The organism is Agrobacterium sp. 10MFCol1.1, from assembly GCF_000381165.1.
GTDB classification, from domain to species: Bacteria; Pseudomonadota; Alphaproteobacteria; order Rhizobiales; family Rhizobiaceae; genus Agrobacterium; species Agrobacterium tumefaciens.
Window position 1 is genome coordinate 345,022 of sequence record NZ_KB906076.1, and the last position, 15,568, is coordinate 360,589.

A 15,568-nucleotide genomic window follows, 5' to 3' on the forward strand; every position below is an offset into this window, starting at 1 on the left:
AGGCTTTCATGCCGAAAAAATACTGGAAGGCCGACTTCACTGTCAGCAGATAACAAAAAACCCGCGAGGCTTTTCACAGCCTGCGGGCACCCTTGCCATCATCGCATCACGGCTGCGCCGCGTGCAACAGCGGCACATGGCTTCGCGAAACGAAGGGATGTGCCGGAGGTGTTCATCTGGAACACATCAAAAACTAATCATGTTTTTGGGAAGGGCGCAAGAGCTGTTCAGCGTTGATAATCGAATTGGCGATTTCATCGATTGGGACCCGCCGAGCCATCGCTTGCTCGCGCATTTCACGATACGCCTCATTCTCGCTCGTGCCGCGATTGGCCATAAGAATGGCCTTTGCCCGGGCAAGCTTCTGGTCTCCCAAGACCTTGCGCTTATATTTACGGGCTTCCTTGACGAGCCTTTGGCGCTCAAGCCAGAGACTGCGCGCTATGGCGAGATTTGTCAGCAGGCCGAACGGCTTGATCGGTCTCTCGACAATGGCAAGCGCGCCGCTTTCCAGAACGATCTGCAATGTGGAGGGATTTTCGTAACCGACGATGGCGAGCATGGTCGGAGCGGGATTGGGGAGGCACTTCAGCAGGCGTTCGATTTCCGGTCGCGCCTCGTCTTCCATGGCAAGAAAGACGACATCCGTGCCGTGTGGCAACTCGGCAGGGACCGGCCATAGGCAACTGACCGTACAACCGATACGGCGCAGGTGATCAACGAGAAACTCTCCTTCGGATGTCCGGGGATGAATCACCAGAACCTTGAGGTCCCGCAAATCTCTAAGAAGGGCGAAAGACATCGTGGCTCCTTCTCAGACCTGAACACGATGTGGGAACGGCTGCGTCAGGTCCGGGCGATATTCTCGCATGAACGGATCTGGCGCCACGCGCAGCGACGGGTCATGGACGATGTCATAGCTGCCTTGCGCATTTACTTTTGCAACCCTTGGCCACAGATGGGTGTGGTTCGTCAGCCGGTCTATCTTCACAGCGCCCTGCGGAGCGTCGTACTCGACCTCGTAAAGGGCTGGAAGAAGCTGCTCTAGCCCGTCGCCACCGGCCCGCTGCAAAGCTCCGGCATAGAGATAGACCTGGAAATAGGCCGCTTCGGCCGGCGCGGTCGGCAGCATCTGCTGGCCGTATCGCTGTTGGTAAGCCAAGACGAAGGCACGCGCGCGAGGCGTATCCAGAGAGGCGAAAAACGGGGCCGCGGTGATATGCCCCTCGGCCACTTCCGGCCGCATCCGGATCACGTCGGCCTCGCTTGTCGACTGACTGGCGATTGGCATCGTCGCTGAATCAAAACCCGCCTCTTTGAACGCCGTGTAGAAGGGAATGATGCCGTCGCCGACGATCGTCGAATAGATGACATCCGGCCGTGCCGCGCGAATATGCCGGATGATTTTGGCGACATCTTCGGGCTTTAGGTTGAGAGGAACATATATTTCGTCCAGCACCTGACCGCCCAGCTGAAGAAAGAGATCGCTGATCGTCCGGTTGGATTCGTAAGGGTAGACGTAGTTCGAACCCACAAGGAAAACCCGCTTTCCATAATGCTTGGTGAGGAAGTCGACCAGCTGCACGGAGTTTTGGTTGGGTGCCGCCCCGGTGTAGATGCAGTGCCGAGAGTATTCAAACCCCTCATACAGTGTCGGATAGAATAGCAGGGCCTCTCGAGCTTCGATGACGGGCAGTACGGCTTTGCGGGTGCTAGACATATGGCAACCGAAAACGACCCGGACCCGATCCTCGTCGCAAAGCTTGACCGCAAGTTCCTTATAGAGATTGGGCGTCGATTTAGGGTCATAGGCGACAGGCTCAATCATCCGGCCGAGGACGCCGCCAGCCGCATTGATTTCGTCAATCGCCAGCAAGGTCGCAAACCTCTGGGTTTTTTCGACGGCTCCGGTCACACCCGTCTCAGAGAACAACACACCGACCCGCCAGCTTTCTGAATGCATCATCGCCCACCAAAAAATAAAAAAGCTCCCGCCCGTTTCCGGTCGAGAGCTACCCTGCTCATGGAATATTAGCGGCCCGTTGAAGCCTGCAAAACGATGATGTCAGTTTCCTTGTCCGGTTGCAACATAGAGGAGAGCCGAAAACACTCGCAAATGTAAAATCATGGGATCAAAATTCCTCCACATTTTCGCCTGAGCATCGAGAATACGTACACACCCTTTTGCTCCAGCGAGCGATGTCTACTTTCCTTCATCCGCCTCTCTGTACTCAACACAAGGCAATCGACTGTACTTTCGACGATAGGCCGCAAGCCCTCCAAAGCAGATGGGCCACGTCCCGAAGGCTTCGCACCGCAAAGACTTCAAATTGTCAGTAGGTCTTTAGCTCGAAGAGAATTGTCATGTCTTTCGAGAAACTCCACCATGGCAGCCTTGAGCGCCACGCCACTGACGCGGGTCCGCATCATATCCCTGGTCAGCGTCGCAATGATCTCGGCAGCTTCGCAGACCGGCAGACCACCATCCCTGATATTGGAGACACAATTTCGGCTGGAATCCAGGTTTCCCGACTTGGGACCGTAAGTGATGTAAGCACCGAGGCTGTCGGCAGCTGAAAGTCCCGGACGTTCGCCGACAAGCACGATCGTCAGTTTTGCACCTAATGCCTCACCGGCAGGATCGCCGAGCGCGACGCGCGCCTGGCTCGCCAGCACAATTGGTGCAGCCGTCAGGTTCAGGATAGCGAGCTTCGGAACAAGCGCCTCGATCAACGGCACGGCATTGAGATCGATTGCGTGGGACGACAGGCCGTCCGCGACGATAATTGCGACATCATAGCCATTGATCGTTCTCTCATGTTTCAGCCGTTTTTCAGATTCCGCCGCAAGCCGCCGGCCAAGATCCGGCCGCCGCACATAGGTGCTGCGGTCACTTGCCATGCTATCGACATTGACAGCCGGAAGGCCGAGACGATCGAGCCTGTCTGCCAGCGAGGGCCGGTCGACGCTCGTCCAGACCGCTTCGCGTGCCCGCGCGTGGTCCAGAAGGAAGGCAAGTTGAGCGCGTGTCGGAAGACCCGCGCCATGACGGCCGAGCGAAACACGCGCATCGGTCATATCCTTGATAGTGAGGTTTTTTCCGGCAGCAGTGGGTTCTCGCACCTTTTCCATGTCAGGCTCCGATCAATGCGCTGTTGCGGACATAATTGGAAAGCGCGGCAGGCTCGCCGACCAGCGCGCCATCTGGATCGGTCAGGCCGATTTCGAAAAGCCATTTCTCGAACTCTGGTGCGGGTGGCCGCTTCAGCGTCTCGCGGCAATAGACGGCATCGTGATGCGATAACGACTGGTAGTTCAGCATGATATCGTCGGCGCCGGGAACGGTGATGACGAAATTGACATTGGCTGCGCAGAGGAGCGTCAACAGCGTATCCATGTCTTCCTGATCAGCATCGGCATGGTTGGTGTAGCAGACGTCGACGCCCATCGGCAGGCCAAGGAGCTTGCCGCAGAAATGATCCTCGATGCCTGCACGGATGATCTGCTTGCCGTTGAACAAGTATTCCGGCCCGATGAAACCGACGACCGTGTTGACGAGCAGCGGATCGAACTCGCGCGCCACCGCATAGGCACGTGCCTCCATCGTCTGCTGGTCGACGCCGAAATGCGCATCGGCCGAAAGCGCCGCGCCCTGCCCAGTCTCGAAATACATGACGTTTGCGCCCGGCATGCCACGACCAAGCGACCGCCCCGCCTCATGTGCCTCCTTTAGAAGCGCCAGATCGACGCCGAAGCCGCGATTGGCCTTTTCCGATCCCGCCACCGACTGGAAGACGAGATCGACCGGCGCACCGCGTTCGATTGCCTGGATCGCCGTCGTTACATGGCCAAGGCAACAGGTCTGTGTCGGGATCGCAAGCTTTTCCCGCAATTCGTCGAGCAAGGAAACGATGCGGATATAGTCATCCGTCGCATCGGTCGCGGGATTGACGCCAATCACGGCATCTCCCGACCCCATCAGCAGCCCGTCGATGGCAGACGCTATGATACCGCGGCTGTCATCGGTCGGGTGGTTGGGCTGGTTGCGAGTGGAAAGCCGCCCGGCGAGCCCGATCGTGTTTCGGAATCGCGTCACGACACGTCGCTTGGCAGAAACAGCTATCATATCCTGCAGGCGCATGATCTTCGACACCGCCGCGACCATTTCCGGTGTCAGTCCGAAGGTCACCGCCTCCAGCCGCTCAAGCGTCGTCTCGGGCTTGAGCAGCCATTCGCGCAATTCACCGACAGTAAGCGAGGAAACTGCGGAAAAGGCTGCCGGATCGTGCCGTTGCGCGATCAGTCGGGAAACCTCGTCATCCTCCGACGAAATGAGCTCCTCGCCGAGAAATGCCTTCAAGGGGAGATCGGCCAGCGCCATCTGGGCTGCCAAGCGCTCGACCGGGCCTTGCGCCGCAACCCCGGCCAGCTGGTCGCCGGAGCGCTCCGGGGTTGCTTTCGCCAGCAGCATTTTCAGATCATCAAAGCGGAAGACAGTCTGCTCGATTGTTGTCGTATAGGGCATTTGTTCACGTCACCGGTTGAGGAGGGCCAGGGCTTCGTCATGAAGTCTCGGGGTGGCCGACGCCAGAACCCGTCCGTCGGAATGGATCGAAAGCGCATTGCCCCGCCAGTCCGTAATGCATCCGCCGGCACCCGTCACAACGGGCACGAGAGCCATGTAGTCGTAAGGTTGAAGTCCCGTCTCGAGAGCGATGTCGCAATGGCCGGAAGCGATCAGACCATAGATGTAGCAGTCTCCACCGAAACGCCGCAGCCTGGCTTTGCGGGAGAGACGCTCGAAGCTTTCAGCTTCGATGTCCACAAACATATCCGGCGAAGTCGTATAAAAACGGGCGCTGGAGAGGTTCTCGCAGCCGCTGGCGTGGGCCGGCTTGCCAGCAAAGAGTGTCTCTCCCGGCCGGCCCTGCCAGCGTTCGCCGGTGGCCGGAATATCGATCAGACCGCAGAATGGCTTTTCCTGAAATGTCAGTGAGACAAGCGTACCAAACAGCGGGAAACCGGTGATGAAGCTCTTGGTGCCGTCGATCGGGTCCAGCACCCATGTAAAGGCGTTACCTTCCTTTACGCCGAACTCCTCACCATGGATGCCGTGATCGGGAAAGCGCGCCTCGATCATCTCGCGAAGATGTTTTTCGATCGCCCGGTCGGCGATTGTCACCGGGCTATCGTCGAGTTTTGAGATAACGTCGAGCGGGGTCCGGAAATAGGAGAGCGCCAGCGGACGCGCGGCGTCGGCGAGTTCCGCGGCGAAGGTGATATAGGTCGCAGCTTCTTGAGGGCTGATATCGGTGACTGGCATCAAAGGGCTTTCAGGAACAAGGGCCAACGGGGATCGTGGATAATCGAGCGGGCGCGCATATGCTTCCAGATTCCGTACTTGTAAAAGTCGAAATCGAGGGTCGATATCCGGTTTTGTACCATCGCCCAGGTGCTCCACTTGATGTCGGCGAGTGCCTTGTGGACGATGAAGCGAGCGTGATGCGCCTTGTCGTAACGACCGAAATACTCCTCGATTATCTCGCAGTCGGTCGCCTCGGAATAGAACATCTCGCCACTCCAGATCGCGAGATCGTAGAGCCTCTCATTGTTCGACGCATATTCGAAATCGATCAGCTTGATCGACTTGTCGTCACCGATCAGGAAGTTGCCCGGCATCGGGTCGTTGAAACAGGGAACCAGATCGAGCCCGGATGCCTCAAGCGCGGCGCGCGCCTGTCTGTAGTTGCGCAAGAGCCAGTCGTGGTCGAGCGGCCAGTGGCCGTCAAGCTGGCGCACTTGGTCGAAATGTTCCTCGATCATGTCGAAGACGGTTTTTGTCAGGGGCAGGGCAGGGGCATTGTGAAACTGCCGGTAGACGCGCACCGCTTCGTTGCGGATCGCCGGGTCTGCAAAATCCCTATGTGTCGAGGCGCGGCGACCGTCGATGAACTCGGCGATTTCGATGTCGAGGTGATCGAGATAGTCGAACGTCTTCGGGCCGATTCCGATCACTTCTGCCTGCTTGCTGGCGGCAGCAGCGGCCTTACGATCAATGAACATCTCGGTGCCGCGGCCGGGGATCTTTAGAAAATACCCACGCTCTTCGCCTTCGACCTCGATGCGGAAATTGGTGTTGCTGATTCCGCCGGAAACTGGACTGTAGCGCAGCCGCCGTCCTTCCCAAGGTGGTACCTGGATGATTGCAGCCTCAACTGCCCGTTCGGCATCGGATCGTGCCATTCCCAGTTCATTCATAGGCTTGTTCCCGTTATTGTTTCTAGCCCGTTATCGTTCTCTTATGCCTAGAGCGCTCTCAGCCTGGCCTCGAAATCCGGCTGGCCGAGCAGCATCCGGCAACGCAGGAACCGCCAGCCGGCATATTTCAGGAATTCGACACCCCGCGGCGGCGAACGAAGCTCCAGTACGAGGCTGCGCAACGCCCAGTAGAGGTCGTCTGCCGCCGCATAGACACGGCAGCGGTTGAAGTTTCTTTCGCTGAAACCTCCATCGTGCATTTCCAGCAACGGCCTCATCTGGCTTTCGAACTGGTAGAGTTCGTTCATCTGAACGCCGAGCTGGTAGTAGGGGTCGATGTCGGCGGCCATGTCGAAGTCCACGAGCTGCATTTTCCCGTCAGGGCCCAGCATGACGTTCGAAGCCTGCGGATCACCATGGGCCGGTTTCAGGTCCAGGCCGGCCGCTGAAACTGCCTCGCGGATCGGCGTCATCCAGGAGAGCATCCATTCGACATCGCCGGGCAGGCTGGTGTCACCGGCACTCACGATCGCCCAGAGCTGATCGATGCCGTCGAAGACTGACCATGTTCGGCCGGTGGAAACACCCCCTGCGATCGTCGTCTGCATCTCGATCAGGCGGGCAACAGTTTGCGGCTGCATCAGATCGTCGATCCTTGCCGCCCGCCAGCCGTCGCCAAGTCGGGCAAACAGCATGCTGGCCGTCCCGGCATCGTAACCAATCGGCTCAGGAGAAAGACCAAGGCTGTGAAAACGGTGTGCCGCAGCATTTGCGGTCTCGGCATCCACGAGATCGGTTACCTCATCGGCACCGAGACGCAGGAAATAACGTGCCTCCCCGTCTGTCGACGCGACCACGAAACCGCGGGATTCGACGGCATGATAGGACGGCGATGCGACAGCTGCCGTCGCCGGCGCATAGGAAGGGGTGTCGCCAATCACTGCGGAAAAGACTGAAAGCGCCTTCTCCGCGCGGGCTTCCATCGGTGATTGAGGAGAGCCCGATCTCTTCATTCGGCAGCCTCGCTGAGTTCGACAACTTTCAAACCTTCGCAGGCGATCTTGTAAAGCATGTCCGCCACTATCTGCGTGCCAAGGGCCTGATCTTCAGGCGAGGTATACTCGGTCGGGTGGTGGATAACGCCGTCACGGCTCTGAACCGCCAGCACCACCGCCGGGCAGACATCGGAGACGGCAACGGCATCATGGCCGCCGATCGTATCGAGGTGACGGGCGCTCTGGCCGAGATGCGCCGCAGCACTTTGCGCAAGCGTCACCAGGCCCGGCGCGAATCTTCCCGCCTTGCGGCGGTCGATGGAGCGGACCTCCGAGGTGACGCCGGCTTTCATCGCCGCTTCCTCGATCTTGATCTTCATCTTGCGTTCCGCTTCCGTCAGGACGTCTGGCGATCCCGAGCGCAGCTCGATGAACAGCACGGCTTCGGCCGGCACGACATTGGGTGAATTGGGGAAGACTTCCAGGCGGCCAACCGACGTATGCAGGTCCAGCCCGTGTTCGGTCGATATCTGCTTGAGATCGGCGATCAGATAGGCAGCAGCAAGCAGCGCATCCTTGCGATCTGCCATCGGGGTTGCGCCGGTATGTGCCTGGCGTCCATGGAAGGCGAGGCGATATTTTGTCGCGCCCCAGAACCGCGTGAAGATACCGAACCGCTCCCCGGCGCGGCTGAGCGTCGTGTCACCTTCTATATGCAGCTCGATCAATGCGTCGGGAATTTCCACCTTTTCCTTGCCAGCATAACCGATCTCGTCCAGCGACTGGCGCACCGTAATGCCATCGCCGTCGGCCCGTTCGAGCGCCCATTCCAGGTCAATGGCGCCGGTAAACACGCTGCTGCCGAGCAGGCTCGGCTGGAAACGGGCGCCTTCCTCATTGGTCCAGTTGACGATCTGGAAGTTGCAGGCGGACAACCTGCCTTCCGCCTTGAGACGTTCGCTGACGGACAAAACCGCCTCACAGGCGGCGATGACGCCAAGCGCTCCGTCGAACCGACCGCCGTTCGGCTGGCTGTCGATATGGGAGCCGACCATGACGACGGGCGCATTTGCGCCCGCCAAGGTCATCTTGCCGAACTGGTTGCCGATCGAGTCCACGGCCTGCTCGAAGCCGTTTTCGGCAAACCAGTGCCCCAGCCAGTCGCGCGCCATTCCGTCTTCCCTGGAAAGCGTCAGGCGGGTCATCGAGCCATCGGGGCCGCCGCCAAAAGTGGAGAGGGTCTCCATCAGCATCTGGAGCCGCTCGGCATTGATCGGGACAGGGGAGGAGGAGACGTCAGGCATGTATGATTTCCACTTTGGATTGATTGAATTGATCTGAAAATTCCCGCGCGATGACGCCGCTGGTCACCACCGCGTCGATTTCGCTGAGGCCGAATGTATGGATGGAGCCGAGGCGACCAAACTTGGAACTGTCGGCAACAATGATCGAACGTTTTGCCTGGGCCTTGGCGACGCGGCGCAGGATCGCCTCGTCCTCGCCGAAATCCATGAACCCGCGTTCGGCGTGAATGGCGCTGATGGCGATGATCGCGAGATCGAAGAAATGCTCCTTCAGCGCGGCCACGGTCTCATGGCCGTATGTCGCCTGATAATCTGGGCGCATGCGACCGCCAAGAACGCGCACACTTGCCTGCGGCAGATTGAAGAAGTGGGCTGCGACCGCCAGCGAATTGCTGACAACGGTCAAGTCCCTGCGCGTCTCGATATGTTTCAGGCAGGCAATCGTTGTGGTGCCGGTATCGATGAACACCTTCATGCCGTCCTCGACCAGCGACGCTGCGGCCTCGCCGATCTTGGCTTTCTCGCGTGAGCTGACACGCAGTCGGTCGGTAAACGGCTGATCGCTTTCCTGCTGGTCAAGGACCGCGCCGCCATAGACGCGGCGGGCATAACCGCGCATCTCAAGTTCCTTGAGGTCGCGCCGGATCGACTCCTGGCTGACCTGCAGATAATCGGCAAGCTCCCTCACATTGACGCGCTGGGTTTGCTTCAGCATGTCGAGGATAAGCTTGAGGCGATGTTCGGTGAAACTCATGAATGCACCCTGGATTCTAGTGATCGTTGCGGCCCCGTCTGTGGCGCCGCAACCATGGTCAGGCTAAAGCCATTTGACGGGTTGCGTCATCGAGAGCCAATGGCTGGATGAGATGACAGGCGGCGAAATCCTGGCTGCCACGCGCGGTAAGCGCGGGCTGCAGGCTGCCGCATCTCTCCATCGCACGCGGACAGCGCGACTTGAAGCTGCAACCTGGAGGAATATCGATCGGGCTTGGCGGTTCACCTTCCAGAAGGCAGTCTTCCGCCTTGTAGCGGCGTTCTTCAAGTGTCGGCATCGCGCTGAGCAACGCCATTGTGTACGGATGTCCAGGATCGAAGAACAACCGCTCGTTATCAGCCAGTTCGAAGACCTCGCCGAGATACATTACCGCCACCCGGTTGCAGACCTTGCGGACCATCGCAAGGTCGTGCGAGATGAAGATGTAAGTGAGGTCGTATTCCTTCTGCAGCTTCTGGAAAAGATCGAGAAGCTTGAACTGTTCTGTCTGGTCCAGGGCAGAAAGCGTTTCGTCCATGATCAGTATTTCAGGCTCCAGAACCAGCGCACGGGCAACGTTTATGCGCTGGCGCTGGCCGGCACTCAGGCCGATCGGCAATTCCTCGTAGAGATCGGCGGAGAGGCCGACTTCGCCCATGACCTTGAGCACCCGCTCACGAATTTTGGCACTGTCCTTCCATCCGTGCGTGCGAAGCGGCCCCTCCAGCATCTTCCCGACCGATGTGCGTGGCGGCAGGGAGCCGAACGGATCCTGCAGTACCATTTGCAGCTTCTTGCGGAAGGTCAGAAGGTCTTTGCCACCGAGCATGGCAATATCGTCGGCACCGCATAGAACCTGGCCGGAGCTCGGCAGTTCCAGCCTGCTCAGAAGCCGCATCAGCGTCGACTTGCCACAACCGGATTCACCGACGATCGCGAAACTGTCGCCGCGCCGGACATCGAAGGTGACGTTGCGAACCGCACGCACATGGTGGAAGCCACCGAAGCCGGTCTTCTTCCTTACCCTGTAGACCTGTGAGGCATCGCGCAGGCTCAAGACAACGTCGCGTTTGTCGTTGAGACGCGGCATCTCGGTCTTTTCGATCCAGATCTTCGGCGTCTGTTCGACAAGCTCCTTCGTATAGGCATATGCAGGGGCGGCGATCAGCCTTTCGGTTTCCTGTTCCTCGACGATGCGACCTTTCTCCATCACCAAAATCCGGTTGCAGGCTTCGCGGGCAACGGGAAGTGAGGAGGAGACGAACAGCACAGCGGTATTGAAGCCATCGGTCAGTTCCTTCATCAGACGGATGACCTGGGCTGCGACGGTAACGTCGAGAGGCTGGGTGACGTTATCTGCAATCAGCAGCGCCGGGTTCGTCACCAACGCATCAACGATCAGTGCGCGCTGCATCATGCCGCCGGAAAACTGCGAAGGGTAGTCGCTGAAACGGCTGCGGGCCGAGGGAATGCGGACGGCCTCCAGAAGCTCGATCGTGCGCTTTTCCGCCTCTTTCCGCGAGGTTCCTGGAACGACCGCACGCAGCTTCTCGACGATCTGGACGCCGACCGGCAGCGTCGGATCGAGTGCACCCATCGGGTTGGCGCCGACATAGGCGACCCGGCGGCGCAGGGTACGCATCTCGTTCTCGGAGATGCCGTAAATATCCTTGCCTTCGAAAAGGACGCTGCCGGAACGCACGGAAAGCGGCGGTTCCAGCCAGTTGACGACTGCCTTGGACAGCACCGTCTTGCCGGCTCCGCTGGCCCCGACCACACCGACGATCTCTCGCGGCGCGAGGCTGAAGGAGATATTGTCCAGAATAATCTTCGCCTTGTCCGAGCGACCGGCATTAACGGTGAGGTTTTGCAGCTCAAGAAGCGGCTTGATCATCACTCGGACCCTCCGTGAATGGTGTTGCGGGCCCGTTCTAGCGAAGCGCCTATGAGATTGATGCTGGTTAAAGTGAGGCCGAGGAAAATGCCGGGCATGGTAGCGATCCACCAGGCGTTCAGAAGATACTTTCGGCCATCGGCAATGATATTGCCGAAGGTCGGCGTCGGCGGCTGGACACCCAGGCCGAGGAAGCCGAGTGTCGATTCAAAGATCATCATGCGTGCTACATCAAGCACCGAGGTGAAGATCACCGGCGGCAGGAGCAGCGGCAGAAGCAGGCTGACGATAATGCGGAAATCGGTCGAGCCCCCAAGTTTGGCAGCGCGCACATATTCCCGTTGCCTTTCCGTCATCACAATGCTGCGCATGATGCGCGCATAGACCGGCCAGCTTGAGAGACCAAGCACCAGGACGATGGCCGGAATTGTCGGGCGCGACACGCCAAGAACGGCGATCGCCAGAATGATCATCGGGATAGACAGCTGCGCATCGGTCAGACGCATGATCAGCATGTCGATACGACCGCCGAAGTAACCGGCGATCGTGCCGAGGGCACAGCCGATGATGAGTGTCACTGCAACCGATGCAATACCGATCAGGAAAGAATAACGCAGGCCGACAAGCGACCTCACCAGCATGTCGCGGCCAATCTGATCGGTGCCAAGCGGGTGGCCCCAGCTCCAGTTGTCGCCGAAGAAAAGTGGCGGCAGAAGGCGGGCCTTCACATCCATCTTGGTCGGGTCGACGCCACTGATTTCCGGATAAAGTGCGGCGGCAATCGCAAGCAGCAGGAAGATCGCAAGGCCAATGCGAAAACCGGGCGTCGATGCGGCGCGATCGAATATGCGGCGCGCAATCGAGCGGCTTGCCATTTTCGAAATGATCGGGGTGTCGAGTGCGGATGTGATGGACATCAGTATTCAAGCCTCGGATCGATGGTTGTTGCGACGAGATCGACGACAATGTTGATCAGTACAAAGATGGCGCTCGTGACGATCGCGATACCCTGGATCAACGGAAAGTCGCGCTGCAGCACGGCGTTGATGGTCAGAAGGCCGAGCCCGGGATAATCGAAGATATATTCGACGATGATGACCCCGCCGAGCAGGCTGGAGAATTGCACACCGAGCAGGTTGAGAAGCGGCACCGAGGCGTTGCGCAGGGCATGGTTGGAGATGATCCGCGAACGGCTCAGGCCACGTACGCGTCCGACTGCCACATAGGGCTCCATCATCTGGCTGGATACGGAACTGACCAGCGTGCGGATCAGCACCGGAGACAATTCGACCGCCAGCACGATTGCCGGCAGGATTGTGTAGGCAAAACCCTGATAGCCAATGGCAGGAAGCCATCCGAGCTTCACCGAGAAAAGCAATGCCAGAACGATGCCAAGCCAGAAATTTGGCAGCGAGATGAATATCGATGAGATGTAGAAGGCAAGCTTGTCTGGCCATCTGCCGATCGCAAGCCCGCCGGCAATGCCGATGATTGCCGAGAAGATCAGTGCAATCACCAGCGTCACGGCCGCCAGTTGAAGCGTCATTGGAAGTGCATCGAAAATCAGGTCGAAGACTTTTGCTCGTTCGCCTCGAGTTGAGTCGTTGAATGTCGCGCCACCGGTCGAGGCGCCGTTTGCCGGGCGCACGAAGGACTGGCCAAGATCGCCACGAACCACACCGCCCATGTAGCGACCGAATTGCACCAGTATGGGATCGCGAAGGCCCATGTCGGTTGCGATCTTTTCGATCAGTGCTTCGGGCGCCATGCCGCCCGCCATAAGGCGTACCGGGTCACCCGGCACCACCCGCAAGAGGGTAAAGATCAGCAAGGACACAAGGAATATGATGATGGCGCCCTGCATGAGGCGTCGCATCAGGAAGTTCACGGCAAACATTCAGTCACTCCGCTCGAAAAATCACGGGCAAGTCCACACGCCGCCTGATCGCGGCGTGTGGCTGATCACGGTCAGGCAGCAGGTTTGGCGGCATCGATCGACCCGTCGGGATAGATGTACATGCCCTCAAAGTCCTTCTGCATTGCGTGGATCATCACGGATGTGAACAGCGAGAGTGCCGGCATCTTGGCGGTGATGAGAGGCATGGTCTCTTCCTGAAGGATCTTCTTGCGCTCTTCCAGCGTCGGTGCCGAACGTTCCTTGTCGAGGCTGGCATCGATCTCCTTGTCCTCGATGCCGCAGATGCGGTGCGAGGTGGAATGGAAATGGGTGCGCAGGACCAGATCCGGTTCCGGAGACGCTGTCGACCAGCCGCAATCGACCATATGGCCCGGGCCGCCACCGGGGCGATGATACAGTTGCTCGTTCCAGGCCGCAGGTTCAAGCACGGTCAGGCTGACGTTAAATCCCTGCTCCTGCAGCATGGCGGTCAGCATCTCGCCATATTCCTTGGTCTTCGGATAGAAGCCGACGGACGTGATGTATTCCAGTGGCGGCAGGCCCTTGCCGTTTGGGAAACCGGCTTCGGCGAGCAGGGCCTGGGCCTTCTCGGGGTCGAATTTCGGGTAGTTCGCCAGATCGACATAGCCGAATTTGACCGGCGAGACGAAGTTCGACGAGGCATGGCCGGCCGAGCCCATCAGTTCCATGATCATGTCGCGATCAATCGAGTGGCAGGCGGCAAGACGGATACGCGGATCGTTGAAAGGCGGTTTCGAGCAGCGGAACCAAAGATACTTGTTCTCGACGGAAACGACCTTGTTGATGAAAATCGCCGGATTGTCCTTGATCGTGTCAACCTGTTCAGGCTCCAGACGTTCAACGATCGAAGCCTGGCCGTTCATCAGCGACAACATACGGGTGGTGGAATCGCCGGTGAAGGTGAAGTTGATGCCAGGGATGGCCGGCTTGCCCTTGAAGTAGCCGTCATAGGCCTGCATCACGGTGTCGTTGCCGCGCTGTTCGACGAATTTAAAAGGACCGGTGCCGTTGAGCCGCTGGGAGAGCGGGCCGCCGGGGCCGCCGGCGACATCCTTGGCCGACATGATCGGCAGGAACGACGCAAGAAAGATGAAGAGATGGGCCGGATAGCCGCCCTTGGATGTGTCGACGATGACGGTGTAATCGTCCGGTGTTTCGATCGTCAGCGTCTCGGTCGGGCCGGGATACCACTGCGCCGGACGATCTGCCCTGGAGCCGTATTCGAAGGTTGCCTTGACGTCTTCCGCCTTGAACGGCTTGCCATCATGGAAGACGATGCCTTCGCGCAGCTTGATCTGTAGCCGGTGCGGGTCAAGCAGCTTGATGTCGGTGGCCAGTTCGTAGACGACCGCGCCGGGATCGTCGAGTTTCATCGGCGTGCGGGTAAGAAAGCCCATGACGAAACCTTCGATATTCTTCTGAGAAAGTGTCGTATGAGCGGTCGGGTCCCAGTTGCCGGTAATGTTTTCGGCCGACAGGAACGTCATGGTCTTACCGGCCTGTGCGAAGGCCGGCGAGATGAAGAAGTCAGGATTGATCTGCATGTAGCCAGCGACGGCGGCTGCGCCCGCGGATCCTTGCAGGAAGCGACGACGACTGAATTCTGAACCCATCGAGTTCCCCTTTTCTATTTTGAATAAACCGTCAAATCAGTCAAAACGGTCAAATCAGTCACAAGCAAACAGCGTGCCAATCTCGATTTCCTGCAAGAATCGCGCTTTTGGTCCGATGCAATTTGTGGGATTTGACCATTTATTGGTCGAATGAGAAAGATTTGAGCGACCAGCCGGATCGCTAAAACTACGGGGTCATTTCTGCCGTTGAATCGGGGGATGCTGATCCGTTGTCAGGATGTGTCCGAAACGGACAGCGGCGATGATTGCAAGCGCCGCCGGATTGAAACTCTCACGAGAGTTCAACTGAATATTTCGTTTGCTCTTTTGATGGCGTGAGTAGATCAACAGCGGGCAGTACATCCGCCGATCCATTTCGTGTATGCCCGCCCGCATTTTTGCTGCGGCCTCATCTCTCTGCCGCCTCAGTTGATCACTTGATCCTTCATAGTGATTAATGCTGTACGATGGGTGATCGCGGTTATAGTGACGTCGCCGGCACGGGCTGTCGGTTCCGTCGTTTCACGCTGGGCTGGCCTCAGTAAGGAAAATAAGAGCAGGACCAGAAGAAGGTTCTTGCCATGGCAATTGGCCGTCTTTCACCGCCCGGGAGGTTTAGGTCATGCTTGCCGACCTCACTGGTAAGGCCGCTCGGTATGGCAACCGTTCGGTCATAAATCGCAGCCTGCATATTGCGTGTTTACGGCTGATATCAGTCGCTATCCTGCTCTTTCAATATCCCAATGAACTGCTCGTCGGTAAATGCCTGGCGCTGCCCGTCTCTTCAGGGTAACCGACCCTACCAGGATCG

At 58.5% G+C, this 15,568-nt stretch carries 13 protein-coding genes; all 13 read right to left on the minus strand.

Annotation, left to right across the window (positions count from 1 at the left end):
* Positions 1-193: 193 nt before the first annotated feature.
* A complete protein-coding gene (locus F617_RS0115040) occupies positions 194-802 on the minus strand; it encodes an ANTAR domain-containing response regulator (RefSeq protein WP_003516987.1) in 609 nt (202 codons plus the stop codon).
* Between the two features lie 12 nt (positions 803-814).
* The gene (locus F617_RS0115045; RefSeq protein WP_019565875.1) at positions 815-1,966 is read right to left on the minus strand and encodes a transporter substrate-binding domain-containing protein; all 1,152 of its coding nucleotides are present in this window, start codon (positions 1,964-1,966) and stop codon (positions 815-817) included.
* 359 nt (positions 1,967-2,325) lie between these two features.
* Positions 2,326-3,132, minus strand: coding sequence for an ethanolamine ammonia-lyase subunit EutC (gene eutC, locus F617_RS0115050; RefSeq protein WP_019565876.1), 807 nt, complete (start codon positions 3,130-3,132; stop codon positions 2,326-2,328).
* Position 3,133: 1 nt separating this feature from the next.
* Entirely contained in the window at positions 3,134-4,525 is a 1,392-nt protein-coding gene (locus F617_RS0115055; protein WP_019565877.1) for an ethanolamine ammonia-lyase subunit EutB, read from the minus strand.
* A 9-nt stretch (positions 4,526-4,534) separates the two neighbouring features.
* Positions 4,535-5,323, minus strand: a complete 789-nt coding sequence (hisN, locus tag F617_RS0115060) for a histidinol-phosphatase (protein WP_019565878.1) — start codon at positions 5,321-5,323, stop codon at positions 4,535-4,537.
* Positions 5,323-6,258, minus strand: coding sequence for a choline/ethanolamine kinase family protein (locus F617_RS0115065; RefSeq protein ID WP_019565879.1), 936 nt, complete (start codon positions 6,256-6,258; stop codon positions 5,323-5,325). Before F617_RS0115065 ends, hisN begins: the two co-directional genes overlap by 1 nt.
* A 47-nt stretch (positions 6,259-6,305) precedes the next feature.
* Positions 6,306-7,271 (minus strand): phosphotransferase, encoded by a 966-nt coding sequence (locus F617_RS0115070; RefSeq protein ID WP_026330876.1) that lies wholly within the window; start codon positions 7,269-7,271, stop codon positions 6,306-6,308.
* Positions 7,268-8,557 (minus strand): Zn-dependent hydrolase, encoded by a 1,290-nt coding sequence (locus F617_RS0115075; RefSeq protein WP_019565881.1) that lies wholly within the window; start codon positions 8,555-8,557, stop codon positions 7,268-7,270. The genes F617_RS0115070 and F617_RS0115075 overlap by 4 nt, the downstream gene beginning before the upstream one ends.
* Positions 8,550-9,311, minus strand: coding sequence for a DeoR/GlpR family DNA-binding transcription regulator (locus tag F617_RS0115080; protein ID WP_003516955.1), 762 nt, complete (start codon positions 9,309-9,311; stop codon positions 8,550-8,552). Before F617_RS0115080 ends, F617_RS0115075 begins: the two co-directional genes overlap by 8 nt.
* A 58-nt stretch (positions 9,312-9,369) precedes the next feature.
* On the minus strand, positions 9,370-11,205 hold the full coding sequence (locus F617_RS0115085) for an ABC transporter ATP-binding protein (protein WP_019565882.1): 1,836 nt from the start codon (positions 11,203-11,205) through the stop codon (positions 9,370-9,372).
* Positions 11,205-12,122, minus strand: a complete 918-nt coding sequence (locus F617_RS0115090; protein ID WP_003516951.1) for an ABC transporter permease — start codon at positions 12,120-12,122, stop codon at positions 11,205-11,207. Before F617_RS0115090 ends, F617_RS0115085 begins: the two co-directional genes overlap by 1 nt.
* The gene (locus F617_RS0115095; protein WP_013637573.1) at positions 12,122-13,102 is read right to left on the minus strand and encodes an ABC transporter permease; all 981 of its coding nucleotides are present in this window, start codon (positions 13,100-13,102) and stop codon (positions 12,122-12,124) included. The genes F617_RS0115090 and F617_RS0115095 overlap by 1 nt, the downstream gene beginning before the upstream one ends.
* A 71-nt stretch (positions 13,103-13,173) precedes the next feature.
* Positions 13,174-14,757, minus strand: coding sequence for an ABC transporter substrate-binding protein (locus F617_RS0115100; protein WP_019565883.1), 1,584 nt, complete (start codon positions 14,755-14,757; stop codon positions 13,174-13,176).
* Positions 14,758-15,568 lie beyond the last annotated feature (811 nt).